Here is a 14,655-nt window from a genome sequence, read left to right as displayed (position 1 = left end):
ATGATCATTTGTTCAGGTCGTGAATGACATGGCAGGAATCCAAATTCCGTATGCCCCACGTAAAGGATTGGCGGAACAACGCCCGGCAGTATTTTTCGATCGTGACGGCGTTCTAAATGTCGACCGCGAATACACGTTTCAGATCTCCGAATTCGTCTGGATCGAGGGCGCGATTGAAGCCGTAAAGGCGGTCAATGATGCTGGCTATTTCGCTTTCGTGATAACCAACCAATCAGGCGTAGCTAGAGGCCTCTATGAAGAGAGCGACGTGCATATCCTGCACGATTGGATGGCAACCCAGTTGGCGGCGCATGATGCACGTATTGATGCCTTTGAATATTGCCCATTTCATCCAGAAGGAGTGGTCGAGCGTTACAGATGTGTAAGTGACCGACGAAAGCCACAACCCGGCATGATTTTTGATCTTTTGAACAGATTTCCCATCGACGTCACGAATAGCTTCGTCGTCGGTGACAAGTCGTCCGATATGGACGCAGCCCGCGCCGCAGGGTTGTCCGGCCGTCTCTTTGGAGGCGGGAACCTCCAGAGCTTCATTGCGCCACTCCTGGCGCAGAACAGGTGAAGGCGGTGGGACCACCTAGGCTAATCCTTGCGTCGGAGTTCTATCCACCAGATGAAAGCACGACGGCGACCTATCTCGGAGCTATCGCCCATTCGATCGCCCTCGACATGAAGGTAGTCGTGCTCTCTGGAACTCCCGGTTCCGCCAGGCAAGCGGAGGACGACCCAAAGGCTCCCGATGTCATCGAGATCCTGAACCGGCGCCCGCCCAAGCACGCGCTTGGAAGGCGCCTTATCGCGAATATGGCGCTGGCGATGAGGATGTTCTGGGCGGTCTACCGACGAGCACGCTCAAACGACGTCGTCATGTCAGTCACGAGCCCGTTCACGCTACCATATGCGATCACGCTTGCCGCAAGGTTGCGGCAGGCAAATACGGCGTTACTGATCTACGATCTCTATCCTGAGGCGCTGGAGGCAGCCGGACTTGCCCGACGAACGTCCCTGGTTGCGCGCACTTTTCGTGTTGCCAATGCATGGCTCTTCAGATCGTTGGATGTGATCTTCGTCATCGGCCGCGACGTACCTCCTCTTCTGCTGCGCTATCCGCGAGTGAATGCGGAGAAGATCCATTTCGTGCCAAACTGGACGCTGCTTCCTATTGGCTTCCGCGAGCCCGATGATGAAAATCGCTTCAGAAAGGCCCATTCCTCGCAATTCATTGTTGGGCTATGCGGCAATCTCGGCTTCACGCACGCGCCTCGTACCGTCTTCGAGGCTGCACGGCTGTTACGAAACGAGCAAAATATACACTTCGTTCTCTCCGGATGGGGGATTGGATGGTCAGAGCTTAGAAGCCTTCAAGAGTCCGAGAAGCTAGAGAATGTAACCCTGCTGGACCCCGTACCGGAGGACCAGCTCGTCGATTTTCTTGCGGCTGCGGATGTGTGGCTTATTCCTTACCGGCATAAAGTAGCCGGCGTTTCCATCCCAAGCCGGCTCTATAATTTTCTGGCGGTCGGGCGCGCCGTCATCGTTGCGACGGAACCACATTCTGAGGTTGCATTAGCGGTAACCGAAGAAGGTATCGGATGGATTGTGCCCCCGGAAGACCCACTCCAACTCGCGCAGGCGGTGCGCAACGCGGCAGCAGATCGGGCAACCACGCATGAACGAAGCCACCGAGCGGCCACCGCTGCCCTCAAATATACCGAGGAAGCTTCGACTGGCGCTTACCGAAAGATTCTGCGGAGCTTGTGCTCCCGACATGCTCAGTGAGCTACCGACGGTGCTCCTGTTGGATTGGTCGCCGCAGATGTCGAATCTGCCCTGATTCGATCACTATCAGACGTAGAATAGCCTCGACGCAACCTAGCTTTCCGAAGCTGGCGCAAGACGATGGCCGACAAGATCATGAAACCTTCAGTTGTACGTTCGTTCTTGTCGTATCGTTGGATCTTGCTCTCGATCGGGGGCGTGACATTTCTTCTCTTGGCAACCGCCATCTTCCTGCTCGTCGGGCCATTAACAACTATTCGATCGGCAATAGATATTGGCTCCTTTACCGTGAACGGAAAAGACGAGCTGTTGGACGTTCCAGACCTGGTGGCAAAGCGAATTCCGGTCGTCTACGTCCCACTCGCCCTGTTGGAGTTAGGGAAGAAGGGCGTGCCGGCCCCGACTCTGAGCGCCCTGCGGAACTCCACCGCAGAGAGCATCGGACGTACCGTGGCTTTGCAGAGCGTCATTGACCCGAGCGCCGAGACCGACGCGAAGCAATTTCAACAAAACGTCCTTGATCAAATCATCGGCGCCCAGAAACGACGAAGCGATTTCATCCGCGAGGGCATCGCTGCGCGCACCGTGTTGGCCAAGAAATCGACCGATGATCTGAGCCAGCAGATCACCAACAGCCTAAAGGCCAGTAACGACTTTGAGGAATTGTCCGATGAGCTACGAGCGTCCTTGCGCTCACAACGCGAAGATTTGGCTGCACAGCAGGCTCGCGATGCTCAGCAACCACCGCCCTCTTCCACCGACGACACCAAACGTTCTCGAGAGCTCATCTCGGCCCAACTGAACCTGTTAGCTAGCCTGTCCATCGAACGAACTGAACTCGCCCGAGATCTTATGGCGACCCGCACGGAACACGCGTCGCAGGAAAGCGCTCTCGCGGAAGCGCAACTTTTGCTGAAATCCATCAACGAAACGCGAGTCTCTCTCGCACCGGAAAGAGCGACCACGACAGAAAGATCGCGACCACTCAAATTCCTGTTCATTGCTGCCGTCGCCTCCATTTTGGTCATGTTCGCGGCAGCTGCTCTCTTACACAACTTTGCAGAGACAAAGACCTGAAGCTCGGGCTTTCGACTCATTTGATCGGCAAACCCCGCCCATGTCGCACAGTTCAATGACTACGACTTTTGATCGAAGCCCTGAAGCATCAACTGTACTCACGGCCAGCAGGCTCGGGCCCGCCCTACTTATTTCCGTTCACGTCGTACTTTGCTCCGTGTCACTCGCTTACGTCACGCGATTTTATGGATCGCTGATGCGACTAACCGAAGTTAATCCGGACGTATTGTTCAAGGCCGCCCTGAATATCGCGCCCTTTGCGTTGATCTCAGTTTTCTTTTCCTTTGCCCGGTTCAACTTCGGCTACCTGCTCGGATTCTACTTCTACACGATGATTCTAGGCTATCTTGGGCTAATCGAACTATCCAAGTTCTCCTACGATCATTCCTTGGCATACGCCTCGGCTTTTACGTCGGCGATCGCCTTTCTCATTCCTGCACTGTTCATTGCGTCCCCCATAAAACCGCCATTTGTCATATCGGAAAAGGCCTTTGGCAGATTCTTGATGTCAATCGTTGTTCTCGCATCGATCATTGTTGGCTGCGGCGCCGTCTTCAACCTAAGACTGGTGGGACTGTCCGACATCTATAGCTTCCGCAACGAGCTTCAATTTCCGACCTGGCTAGAGTATGCAATGGGCATCGCATCGAACGTGCTGCTTCCATTTGCATTTGCATACTTTGTTACGCAGAAGAGCTGGTGGCGAGCTGCGTTGACGCTGATGCTCCTGTTGCTGTTTTACCCGATCACACTCAGCAAGCTTTCGCTGTTCGCGCCGGGATGGTTGTTGTTGCTGAGCCTAGGCTCGGTTCTGTTTGAAGCCAGAACAACTGTCGTTCTTTCGCTCCTCTTGCCGATTTCAGTTGGAGTACTTCTGGCGAAACTATTTGACGCGGATGCGATCACATTTCAGCAATTCATCGCATACTTCAGTTTGGTGAACTTCAGGATGGTCGCCCTACCATCGAGTGCTCTTGACTACTACAATGATTTCTTTTCGACGCACGAGTTGACCTACTTTTGTCAGGTCAATTTCGTAAAGACATTTGTCAATTGCCCTTACCGCGAGCCGTTGGCCATCGCGATGCAAAATGCCTATCAGATCGGGAATTTCAACGCCTCCCTGTTCGCGACCGAAGGTATCGCATCAGTTGGAATGATTTGGGCTCCCATCTCTGCCCTGGTATGCGGGTTGATCATATCGCTCGGCAATTGCCTATCATCGGGTCTACCGCCGAGATTCGTGCTTTTGTCTGCCGGCGTTCTCGCGCAAACGTTCGTCAACGTCCCGCTCACGATTTCGTTCGTCACTTATGGCGCCGCGCTCCTCTTTTTGCTCTGGTTTCTTACCCCTCGTTCAATCTTTGAGCCTCAATATCGAGTCGGTCCACGGTCTATCGAGAGCTGACCTTCCCTCAACTTGGTCAGGTCACAGCTGCTCCGAGCATTGGATTCGCTAGATGAAGAGTCTTCGTGGCGGCGAGCACAACGCGTAGCTTGAGAGGCGCACCTGCGCATCAGAAGGGGAAGAAGAGAATGGTCTGGAACCTCAAGCGATCCCGTTGGGACACTCGAACCTTCGATAGTGCCGCCTTGTGGGCACTGGTTCTTGGCGGGCTCCTCGTGCTGGTGATGGTGTATGTGCCGTGGTGACGGTCACGATCACCGATCGTGCAGAGTCTTCTCCCGGAAGCAACGCCAGCTAGAAATCCCGGATCAGCCTAATCACCTCGTGCTGCTGCTCGCGCGTGATTTCGGCAAACATAGGAAGCGAGAGAATCCTACCCTGATCGCCGAAGGCGTGCGGGAATTGATCTGGCCTGTGCGCATATCGCGCATAGGCGGGCAGCAACGGTAGCGCGGCGGGATAGTTAATCGCCGTCTGTACCCCATTCGCATTCAGGTACGACGCCAGGCCGTCGCGGTTCCGGTGTTTGATTGTGTAGAGATGATAAACGTGAGTACGTTGGGGCGCGACATACGGTACTTCCACCCCATCGAGTTGATTGAGGCCCGCGTCATAAATCATCGCAGCCTCCCGACGCGCCCTGGTCCAAACCGCCAAGTGCTTCAGCTTTGCTGAAAGGATGGCCGCCTGCAAGCCGTCCAGCCGACTGTTGATGCCCTCGATCTGATGATTGTGCTTCACCAAGCCGCCGTGACGGGCCAGCATCGCCATGCGCTCGGCAAGCACCGCGTCGTTGGTCACGACGGCGCCGGCATCACCGAACGCCCCGAGATTCTTGCCGGGGTAGAACGAATACGTCGCAGCCTGACCGAACGTGCCGACGGGCTGGTCGCGGAACTTCGCCAGATGCGCCTGAGCGCAATCCTCTACCACCCAGAGGCCGTGCTTGCGGGCGATTGCCATGATCGCATCCATGTCTGCGGGCTGCCCATAGAGGTGGACTGGGATTATGCCGACGGTGCGCGGCGTGATCGCGGCCTCAATCGCGGCCGGATCGATCGTGAACGTGGCGGCGTCGGTGTCGCAAAACACCACGGTCGCCCCGGCATGCGTGATCATTGCGGAGGTGGAGATCCAGGAATGGGCCGTCGTGATGACCTCGTCGCCTGGCTTGACGCCGAGTGCGGACATCGCAAGGTACAGGGCATCCGTGCCATTGGCACAGGACACGCAGTGCTCGACGGAAGCTGCCTCGGCAAACTCGCGCTCGAAGGCATCGACATATGGTCCACGAATGAACGCGTTGTCGCGGATGACCGCACTAATTGCGCCGTCGATCTCATCCTTGATCGATCGGTATTGCAGCCCGAGATCCGCGAAAGGTACCGCCATTGTTGATCTTCCCTATTTGTGCAGCCTGAGCAGGCGCGCGGGATTTCCGGCGTAGGTACCGGCCGCGATGATGTCCTTGGTGACGACGGCGCCGGCACCGATCACGACGTCATCGGCGATGCTGACGGGCATGATCGTGGCGTTGGAGCCGATCGAGACACGGTTACCGATCCTCGTCGCGCGCCACAATTCCTTGCGCCCACGCGCAGGTCCTCCGATCGCGAACGTGTCGTTGATGAACATCACGCCATGGCCGACGAAGCAGTCCTCTCCCACGGACACCAATTCGCAGATGAAGGCGTGCGACTGCACGCGCGTCCTGGCGCCGATCACGACGCCGGCCTGGATCTCCGTGAACGGACCGACGAAGCAGTCGTCGCCGATCGTGCAATCATAGAGATTGCAGGGCTCGACGAACTTGACGCGTTCCCCGAACCGGACATCGCGCACGCCGACCCGGGATACGATCGGCGTGTTCATGAGATGGCACCAAGCCGGCTTCGCCGAGGCTCGAAGCGGAGCGACACCTCCTGCCCGGTCTCGATGGATTCGTACAGCGCCGAGATCAACTCGAGGCTCTTCCGTCCCTCCAGACCATCCACCAGCGCAGCGCGCTGGTGCAGGAGACAATCGACGACGTGCTGATAATAGGCCTGATGCCCGAAGCCGTATACGTTCGGCGGGTTCACGGAGAATTTCTCGACGACGATCTTGTCGCTCGGAAGCTCGTCGACGAACCGCCAGTGCCTGATCTGGTTGACCGCGAAGCCGGCGATCTCCACAGTCCCCTTCTCGCCGAGCACCGACAACGATCCTTCGAGATCGGTGGGGCGCGCCGCCGTCGTCGCCTCGATGATACCCAGCGCCCCGTTACGAAACCTGAGCGTCGCAACCGCGGTATCCTCTGTCTCGACCTTTGCCAGCGCTGTGACGGCGCGCGCGTGAACGCTGACCACTTCCCCGAAAAACCATTCCAGCATATCGATATGGTGGCTCGCCTGGTTCGTCAGCACGCCGCCGTCGTAAGCCCAGGTGCCCCGCCACGCATCCTGATCGTAGTAGGCCTGGTCACGACACCAGCGCACGCGAACGGTCCCCATAATGAGCTTGCCGAAGCGGCCGGCGTCCAGCGCCTCGCGCGCCTTGACGACAGGAACGTTGAATCGATTCTGCTTCACGACGAACAGTTTCACACCGGCCTGATCGCAAGCCTTGATCATGTCGTCGGCGTCCTGGAGCCGAAGCGCCATCGGCTTCTCGACGACGACGTGCTTGCCCGCCTTGGCGGCGGCGATCGCATGCTGGGGATGCAGCCCGCTCGGCGTGAGGACCGCGACGGCATCCATATCCTGCCGCGCCAGGAAGCTGTCCATGTCGTGGTGTGCGGCCACGCCAAATTTCGCCGCGATCGCATCCGCGCGTGCGGTAATGGGATCGCAGACCGCCACGAGCTTGGCATTCTCGATTTGGCCGCTGCCAAGAAGATCCGAATGCCGCGTGGCGATGCGTCCGCAACCGAGCAAGCCGAATCTGATCATTGGGTTCCCCTTCGGCGAGGCTGGCCAGGGCCGCTCATGTCCTCACGCACGAAGCATGTGTCTATACGGAAAAGTCCTTTCAGATCAAGCCAATTGCCCGCGCTCGGCCCCGCCTCGATTTTTGCTTGCGGTGCCCCGAGAGGGCGGTGGAACGCTTGATCTGCCTGCGAAATGATGCTTTGCGCAGGGACGCAGACAAGTCCGGAACGATCTGGTTGCACATGCGTGTCCTGATACTGAACGCCGACTATCCCAAGTTTCTGACCTGGCTCTACCGCCGGAGTCCGGAGCTTGCGAACGCCTCCTACGTGCAGCAGATGGCGGCCAGGAACGCAAGTCTATTCGGGGTTGCAGACTTTTACTCTCGCAATTTCATCTTTTTGGGCCACCAGGCCACCGACATCCACGTCAACAACTGGTCGCTCCAGTCGGCATGGGCTCGCGAACACGGAATGGCGGTCGAATCCGAAGAAGCGCCCGCCACGACACAGCGGGTTCCAGCCTGGCTGAAGAGAGTTGCTGCGCCCGTGAAGCCGCTGCTGCGGCCGCTCGCCCGGCATCTGGGGCTTAGCCCTCGATTGAAACGGCAATCCGAGGAAATCCTGCTCGCGCAGGTCGAAGAGCACAAGCCAGACTTCGTGCTCAACCAGGACGTTTTTCACGTCGACAGCCGCCTCGTCAGGCGAATCAAGCAAATCGGCTCCCCTTTCCTGGTCGGACAGGTGGGCATCGAGCCATCGCGAGGCGTGGACTGGAGTCCCTACGATCTGATGATCTCGCAACTCCCGCGGATCGTCAGCAAGTTTCGCCTGGCGGGCGTTCGCGCCGAGGTCAATCATCTGGCATTTGAACCGGACATTCTGAACCGCTTGTCGCCGCCTTCCACTCCGGACGTCGATGTCTCCTTCGTCGGCTCGATATCAGAGGATCACCGCGGGCGCATCGCACTCCTGGAGTTCCTCGCGCGGCGCTACGACCTCAAGATCTGGGGAAACATCTCGCAGACCGTTTCCGCCTCCTCGCCGCTCTGGAAGTGCCTCCAGGGCGAGGTGTGGGGCGCGGAGATGTACGAAACCCTGCGGCGGTCGCGCGTCACGCTGAACTCTCACATCGATATCGCGGGCGACGAAGCCGGCAATGTGCGCCTGTTCGAAGCAACCGGGATCGGCGCATTCCTCCTGACCGACTTCAAACGCAATCTGCAAAGCCTCTTCGAGCCCGACATCGAGGTGGCAGTCTGGCGTTCACCGGAAGAATGCGCCGTCGCCATAGACCGGTATCTCGCTGATGAAGGGGCGCGCAAAGCCGTTGCAACGGCCGGTCAGCAGAAGACCCTCGCACACCACACCTATCGTCGCCGCGTCGAGGAAATCCTAGCTTTTCTGGCGCAGTAGCTTAAGGAAGGGAGTGTCGCCTTGACGGCTTGGCACAAACCCGCCAAGGTCATTAGCCTCTTGCAACTGCAACATTTTCCAGGTGGAACGTGAATAGCGTCGAGCAGTGTCAATTCGATGGAAAGCTGTACGCGATCATCGTACGAGCGTCCTTTCGCGAGCCGGGGATCCACTTCTTTTCCCCGCCCGAATTGTCGCAGCAGCTCGCCTATATGAGCCATCCTGCGGGCAAGAGCATCGCGCCGCATCGCCACAACAAGGTGACGCGAGAGGTGCACTATACGCAGGAAGTGCTCCTCATCCAGAAGGGCAAGCTTCAGGTCGACTTCTACACGGTCGAGGAAGAATATCTGGAAAGCCGCGTGCTCTGTGCAGGCGACATCATCCTGCTCTGTAGCGGAGCACATGGCTTCCATGTGCTCGAGCCACTCGAGATGTTCGAAATCAAGCAAGGGCCCTATGCCGGAGAAAACGACAAGACTCGTTTTTCGGAAGCCGCGCCGTCCGAGATACGGATCAAGGGTCCAGGCCTGTGACCGAAGCGTTCATCCCCGTCAATACGCCGTTGCTCGACGGAAACGAGGCTGACTATTTGACGGAGTGCATCCGCACCGGATGGATTTCGTCCGAGGGCCCTTTCATCAAACGCTTCGAGCAGGCGATGGCTGTTGCCGCGGGACGCCGCTACGGCGTCGCCGTCACCAACGGCTCTGTCGCACTCGATATTGCCGTTCACGCCCTTGGGCTCGCACCGGGCGATGAAGTCATCATTCCGACCTTCACGATCATCAGCTGTGCAGCAGCCGTGGTCAGAGCCGGCCTCGTTCCGGTTGCCGTTGATTGCGATCCGGCCACCTGGAACATGACCGTTGAAGGCGTGGAAGCCGCACTGACGCCGCGAACGCGCGCGATCATGCTGGTCCACATCTACGGTCTCCCGGTCGATCTTGATCCGATCCTCGAGCTCGCGCGTGCGCGTGGGCTGAAGGTGATCGAGGACGCCGCCGAGATGCACGGCCAGACCTATCGCGGTGCGCCCTGCGGCAGTTTCGGTGATGTCTCGACCTTCAGCTTCTATCCCAACAAGCACGTCACGACTGGCGAAGGCGGCATGATTCTCACTGACGATGCTGCGCTCGCCGATCGCCTGCAAAGTCTGCGCAACCTCTGTTTCCAGCCCCAGCAGCGGTTCATTCATGAAGAGCTCGGCTGGAACGCGCGCATGACCAATTTGCAGGCGGCCCTCGGCGTTGCCCAGGTCGAGCGCCTGCCCCGCACGGTCGAACTCAAGCGCCGGATCGGCCGTCTCTACGATGAGCATCTCGCCGACGCGCCGGGCATACGCCGTCCCGTCGCCAGAACCAACTATGCCGACAACATCTATTGGGTCTACGGCGTCGTGCTGGACGACGAGGTGCCGTTCGATGCCAAGGAGGCGATGCGGCGCCTTGCCGCGAAGGGCATCGGGACGCGACCATTTTTCTGGTGCATGCATGAGCAGCCGGTGCTGCGCCGCATGGGCTTCATGCTGAGCGAATCCCATCCCAATGCGGAATTGATCGCGCGCCGCGGCTTCTATCTGCCGAGCGGGCTTGCCTTGACTGACGACGAGATAGTGCGGTCCGCGGAGGCGCTGAAGGAGATCCTGGCGTGAGCGTGTTTGCGGACTACGCGCCCTGGTACGATCTCCTGTACCGGGACAAGGATTACGCCGCGGAAGTGGACTTCGTCGAAGGGCGGCTGCGCGACCACGGCGTCGCGTCGGGCAAACTACTGGATCTTGGTTGCGGCACGGGAGTGCACGCAATCGAATTCGCTCGCCGCGGCTGGGACGTCGCCGGCATCGACCTCAGCGCGGACATGATCGCCAAGGCGAAGACGCGCGCCGTCGAGGCGGGCCTTGAGATTCCCTTCCGGCAGGGCGACGCTTGCGAGGCCGGTGCAGAACGAGACTACGATGCGGTGGTGTCGCTGTTTCACGTCGCGAGCTATCAGACGGACCGAAACCGGCTGGAGGCCCTCTTCCACACCGCTCACGCGGCGCTGAAGCCCGGCGGCGTGTTCTTCTTCGACTACTGGTATGGCGGCGCGGTGCTGGCGCAGGGCGTCGAGACGCGCGTCAAGGTGATCGAGCAGAAGCCGCTGCGCCTGACCCGAATCGCGCAATCGGAGCATGACGAGACCAAGGCGACGGTGCTCGTAAGCTACACCCTGTTCTGCGAAGACACCAATCGCTCGACGATCCGGCGCGTCGACGAGACACACCACATGCGCTACTGGTTTCCGTTCGAGGTCGAGGCCTCGCTCAGGAGCAGCGGGTTAGAACCGGCCGGCACCCATGCCTGGCTATCGGATGCGGCGCCGAATTCGACCGTCTGGGCGGCCTACTCCATCGCCAGGAAGAGCTTCTGACCGTGAGACCGTTACGACTTGCTGTAATGCTTGAGCAGGCCATCGAGGTCGGTGGTGGATTCCAGCAGCCCCTGAACGATGTGCTGTGGCTACGCGACTGGGCGACGGAATCCGGCAACGAGATCATCGTTTACTCGCCCTACGAGCAAACCTTGACGGTTCTAAAGAACTTCGGCATCGACGCGCGCCTGCTGAAATTTCGCGCTATCGACTACGCCTTCCTCTTCCTGAAATATGTCGGGCCGTTCGATCTGGTGCAGATCGCTCTGCGCCTGAAATCGCCGTTCGAGCGCGCCCTGGTCCGCGACGGGATCGACGTCGTGCACTTCACTTCGACGTCCAAGCGGCATCTGCTGCTGCATCAGCTTCCGTTCATCATCACGATCTTCGACGGCTGCCATCGCGACGCGCCGGAATTTCCGGAAGTGCGGGCGTTCGGCGAGTTCGAGCGGCGCGAGATCCTGTTTGGTCTTGCGAGCATGAAAGCGGTACTGGTCGTCGTCAACGCTCCAGAGCTGATCGACGACCTGTGCAGGCGCTACGCCATGGAGCGTGAGCGCGCGGTATGCATTCCTTTCTCCCCGTCGACCTATGTCTCGAAATCCGCGCACGACGACAGAGCCGCGGATGAGGCCGTCCTGAGGAAATATCGGCTCGAGCCGGGCTATCTGTTCTATCCCGCCCAGTTCTGGCCGCACAAGAACCACGCCACGCTGCTGGCCGCCCTCGCACTGCTACGCGAACAGGGCCGCGCAGAGCGGCTGGTTTTGTGCGGATCGGACCGCGGCGGACGCGAGAAGGTCGACAAGGCGATCATCAGCCACGGCCTCTCCGAGCAGATCTCGATCATCGGCTTCGTCGAGTCGGCCGAACTGGGCGCCCTGTACCGCGGGGCCGCCGCGCTGGTCATGCCGAGCTATTTCGGCCCGACCAATCTGCCGCCGCTGGAAGCCTGGGCGGTCGGAACGCCTGTCATCTATCCCGAGGCGTTCAAGGCGCAAGCCGGCGACGCGGCGATCCTGTTCGACTATGACGACCCGCGTTCGCTGGCGGACGCCATCATGAGCCTGCGAGCCGAGGGGACGCGCGAACGGCTGCGCCACGCAGGCGAAAAGCGGCTACAGCAGTTCGCCGAAGAAACTGAATCGGGACGTAAGCAGTTCGCGCGACGCATGGATCGACTGAAACATCGCCTTGCGCTAACGCAGCGCTAGGTCGGAACGGCATCCATCAAGCGACCCCGGACGCGCTCGCTCAGAAGCGGACTCGCGACAAGGCCTACCGCAATGAGCCAAATGGCGCATTTTGCAATGAAATGCGCAAAACCTGCCGCCGGCAGAAGTGAAGCGATCAGCCCTCCCAAGCTCCATCCCGGCACCACGATCGTGAGAGCAACAGCAGCGAGGAACGCCGCGTGTCGAAACGGATGACGTAAGGTCTGGCCCATGATCATGAGCGCGAGGAGGCCGAACTGAACAAGGAAATCGCTCACAACAATCGCGCAAGCCGCACCAATCGGACCGAGCCGAGGGATCAGTATGAATGACAAGGCAAGGAAGACAACAAGCTGCGAGCCCTTGCTGCGGACCAGCAGATCGCGACGGTCGCTATAGTTGGCGAAGGCAAGCGCCAACAGCGATGGAGCAACAGCGACAGACCCGAGCAACAGTATAATTGCAAGCGATGCATCGTAGGGAATATTGCCTCGGGTCCAGAGCGAAAAGAAGTCGGGCCAGAACGGAAGCAGACCCGCCACCATCAAGCTGGCAGTTGCCGTGACGATTACGGAGCCGAGAGAATAGATGCGACGCAGGCGGTCCTTGTCGCCGATCGCATAGTCATGGCCAAGTTCGGCGGCAATCGGCAAGGCGATCTGCGTGCAAAGTCCTCGCACCAGGCCTGCTACCACGCGTGTCAGCCCCCATTGCGCGACCAGTTCCCGGTCTGTGACGAAGGCGCTGACCAGCAGCACAGGAGCGTTCACAATCGCCAGTTCCGAGAGGTTGGCTACAGCAAACGGAAAAGCCGGCCCAAACTGCCCAATGCTCCACCGCCACGACCGCACGTCCCCACCGCGCCGCAGATAGGGAAATAAGCGTGGCGCATCGAACACAACAAGAAAGAAGGCAAGCAAGACCTGGGTTGAAACGAAAGCGACTGCCACGGCCAGTAAATGGCCGAAAACAGCGACGGCAACGATTTGCGCAATCTGACCGAGCAACAGCGCGAGGTTTTGCAGCCAAACGGCCCGGCCATACCTGCCACGCGCGCGATAAAGGCCAGATACGAGATTCGAGGGCAAGACAAGCAGCATGCCCAAGATCATCACCAGCAGAGCGGAATCAAACGTGACGGTCGCATGAAATCCGAGCACCGCGGATGGAGGCACGATCCGCGTGGCGATAAGCAGCAGCGCCCCCAACACAATGACCAAGCCAAAGTAGATTCGTAGCATACCGGAATAGAAGCTCGCCGTTCTGCCATCGCAATCGACGGAGGATTTGAAAGCGAGAAACCGATTGATGGCTCGGAGCTGAAGTCCTGCGTCGGCAACGACAATGAGGCTTCCCGCGGCATAGATGGCGAGCCAAGCCGCGAGCGCATCACTGGTCCAAAAATGAAGAAACACCGGAATCAAAAGCAGCTGCTGGACCAGAACCAGAAGGATTTGAACGAGGTTCGCCGACCAGCCATGGATCAGACGCCGCAACCGACCGCCGGAGTTCAGCGCGTCCCCTGCGGCCGGCGCCTTGCTTGAAATGTTGATTTCTGTGCCGGACAAGCCGTAACCTTCCTTGAGATAGGGCCAGCCCGGCAACTTAGCGGCGATTCGTCCGGCGGAAAATGTTCGCCGAACCTCGGTTCCGCACGAGATGAATTCTCACTTGATCAGGAAGTGATCTTGCAACGAGGCCAATAAGTGAGATTCAATCGTCCCAATCGCTTCATTCGCGTGAATTGTCGGCTGGGATGCAATCGCCTGCCAGTAGCCATGCAACCCATCGTCCTGCGGATGGTCAAACCAAACGCCTGCTTTGAACCCGGCGAATAGGTCCGCGGATTGGCCGTTCGTAGCAAAGCTCTCGCGAAACATGAAAGCGTCGCTGGGCGCATTCAAGAATGTAGTCCCCGAGGAAGCCGGAACACCGATTGTTCCATCTCCGTTGAGGTCTTGTTGGAAGGTCGACTCCAAATTCTCAAACGTCGTGCTGGTACCCGACATACTCCCTGTGTTGGATGCTAGGTTGCCATTACTGTCCGTTGTCCAGACTGTGTAAAGGCCGCTATCGGAATCCTTCCAGGCGACCTTGTAACTCGTCCCCACCTGCTCCGCTCCGATCGGAGCCCAGCCCGCATAAGCACCAGCAACAACCGCAGCTCCGCCGTTCTTTAATTCGGGACCAGTGCCGCCAGCCACCGGGTTCAAGTAATAGTTGCTTCCCGTCCTGACCAGGCTCGTTGAGCCGAAGGATTCGATGACGGTACCCGATGTTCCGGGGACGCCAATAACGCCATCGCCGTTCAAATCTTGATGGAAGGTCGTCTCGTAGTTTTCGAGCGTTGAGCTCGTGCCCGACATGCCGCCGGAGTTCGACACGAAATTGCCGTTGGCGTCGGTCGTCCAGACCGTATA

The 14,655-nt window shown here is 58.9% G+C and carries 13 protein-coding genes and 1 pseudogene; 9 read left to right on the top strand and 5 right to left on the bottom strand.

What is annotated here, in order from left to right:
- Positions 1 to 28: 28 nt before the first annotated feature.
- The 4 genes from YUU_RS0148245 to YUU_RS0148230 all read left to right on the top strand — a co-directional run bounded on the left by YUU_RS0148245 (position 29) and on the right by YUU_RS0148230 (position 4,285).
- Positions 29 to 583 (top strand): HAD-IIIA family hydrolase, encoded by a 555-nt coding sequence (locus YUU_RS0148245; protein ID WP_051390318.1) that lies wholly within the window; start codon positions 29 to 31, stop codon positions 581 to 583.
- Entirely contained in the window at positions 580 to 1,800 is a 1,221-nt protein-coding gene (locus YUU_RS0148240) for a glycosyltransferase family 4 protein (RefSeq protein ID WP_027528537.1), read from the top strand. The genes YUU_RS0148245 and YUU_RS0148240 overlap by 4 nt, the downstream gene beginning before the upstream one ends.
- A gap of 120 nt (positions 1,801 to 1,920) precedes the next feature.
- Positions 1,921 to 2,877, top strand: coding sequence for a hypothetical protein (locus YUU_RS0148235; protein ID WP_027528536.1), 957 nt, complete (start codon positions 1,921 to 1,923; stop codon positions 2,875 to 2,877).
- 196 nt (positions 2,878 to 3,073) lie between these two features.
- A complete protein-coding gene (locus YUU_RS0148230; protein WP_051390317.1) occupies positions 3,074 to 4,285 on the top strand; it encodes a hypothetical protein in 1,212 nt (403 codons plus the stop codon).
- A gap of 294 nt (positions 4,286 to 4,579) precedes the next feature.
- Here the strand turns inward: YUU_RS0148230 and YUU_RS0148225 are convergent, their stop codons facing one another.
- From YUU_RS0148225 to YUU_RS0148215, 3 genes are read right to left on the bottom strand one after another with little or no spacing between them, the layout of a single operon-like run.
- The gene (locus YUU_RS0148225; protein WP_027528534.1) at positions 4,580 to 5,677 is read right to left on the bottom strand and encodes a DegT/DnrJ/EryC1/StrS aminotransferase family protein; all 1,098 of its coding nucleotides are present in this window, start codon (positions 5,675 to 5,677) and stop codon (positions 4,580 to 4,582) included.
- Positions 5,678 to 5,689: 12 nt separating this feature from the next.
- Positions 5,690 to 6,157 carry an acyltransferase gene (locus YUU_RS0148220; RefSeq protein WP_027528533.1) on the bottom strand — a complete coding sequence of 156 codons (468 nt, stop codon included), beginning with the start codon at positions 6,155 to 6,157 and terminating at the stop codon, positions 5,690 to 5,692.
- Positions 6,154 to 7,215 (bottom strand): Gfo/Idh/MocA family protein, encoded by a 1,062-nt coding sequence (locus YUU_RS0148215; RefSeq protein ID WP_027528532.1) that lies wholly within the window; start codon positions 7,213 to 7,215, stop codon positions 6,154 to 6,156. Before YUU_RS0148215 ends, YUU_RS0148220 begins: the two co-directional genes overlap by 4 nt.
- Positions 7,216 to 7,436: 221 nt before the next feature.
- Between YUU_RS0148215 and YUU_RS0148210 the strand changes: the two genes are divergently transcribed.
- The 5 genes from YUU_RS0148210 (at position 7,437) to YUU_RS0148190 (ending at position 12,235) form a co-directional block, all read left to right on the top strand.
- Complete coding sequence (locus tag YUU_RS0148210) at positions 7,437 to 8,609, top strand: glycosyltransferase (RefSeq protein WP_027528531.1); 1,173 nt, start codon at positions 7,437 to 7,439, stop codon at positions 8,607 to 8,609.
- Positions 8,610 to 8,698: 89 nt separating this feature from the next.
- Positions 8,699 to 9,145 carry a hypothetical protein gene (locus YUU_RS0148205; protein ID WP_027528530.1) on the top strand — a complete coding sequence of 149 codons (447 nt, stop codon included), beginning with the start codon at positions 8,699 to 8,701 and terminating at the stop codon, positions 9,143 to 9,145.
- The gene (locus tag YUU_RS0148200; RefSeq protein WP_027528529.1) at positions 9,142 to 10,263 is read left to right on the top strand and encodes a DegT/DnrJ/EryC1/StrS aminotransferase family protein; all 1,122 of its coding nucleotides are present in this window, start codon (positions 9,142 to 9,144) and stop codon (positions 10,261 to 10,263) included. Before YUU_RS0148205 ends, YUU_RS0148200 begins: the two co-directional genes overlap by 4 nt.
- Positions 10,260 to 11,021 (top strand): class I SAM-dependent methyltransferase, encoded by a 762-nt coding sequence (locus YUU_RS0148195; protein WP_027528528.1) that lies wholly within the window; start codon positions 10,260 to 10,262, stop codon positions 11,019 to 11,021. Before YUU_RS0148200 ends, YUU_RS0148195 begins: the two co-directional genes overlap by 4 nt.
- Before the next feature lie 26 nt (positions 11,022 to 11,047).
- Complete coding sequence (locus YUU_RS0148190; RefSeq protein ID WP_245288341.1) at positions 11,048 to 12,235, top strand: glycosyltransferase; 1,188 nt, start codon at positions 11,048 to 11,050, stop codon at positions 12,233 to 12,235.
- Here the strand turns inward: YUU_RS0148190 and YUU_RS0148185 are convergent.
- The gene (locus YUU_RS0148185; protein WP_156944977.1) at positions 12,232 to 13,803 is read right to left on the bottom strand and encodes a hypothetical protein; all 1,572 of its coding nucleotides are present in this window, start codon (positions 13,801 to 13,803) and stop codon (positions 12,232 to 12,234) included. The two genes, YUU_RS0148190 and YUU_RS0148185, sit on opposite strands and share 4 nt — an antisense overlap.
- A gap of 99 nt (positions 13,804 to 13,902) precedes the next feature.
- Positions 13,903 to 14,655 (bottom strand): annotated as a pseudogene (locus tag YUU_RS54710) (hypothetical protein); the annotation flags it as partial.

It is taken from the genome of Bradyrhizobium sp. Ec3.3, from assembly GCF_000472925.1.
Classification (GTDB): domain Bacteria; phylum Pseudomonadota; class Alphaproteobacteria; order Rhizobiales; family Xanthobacteraceae; genus Bradyrhizobium.
Note: the sequence above shows the minus strand (reverse complement) of the source record. Positions and strands in the feature narration are given on the sequence as shown.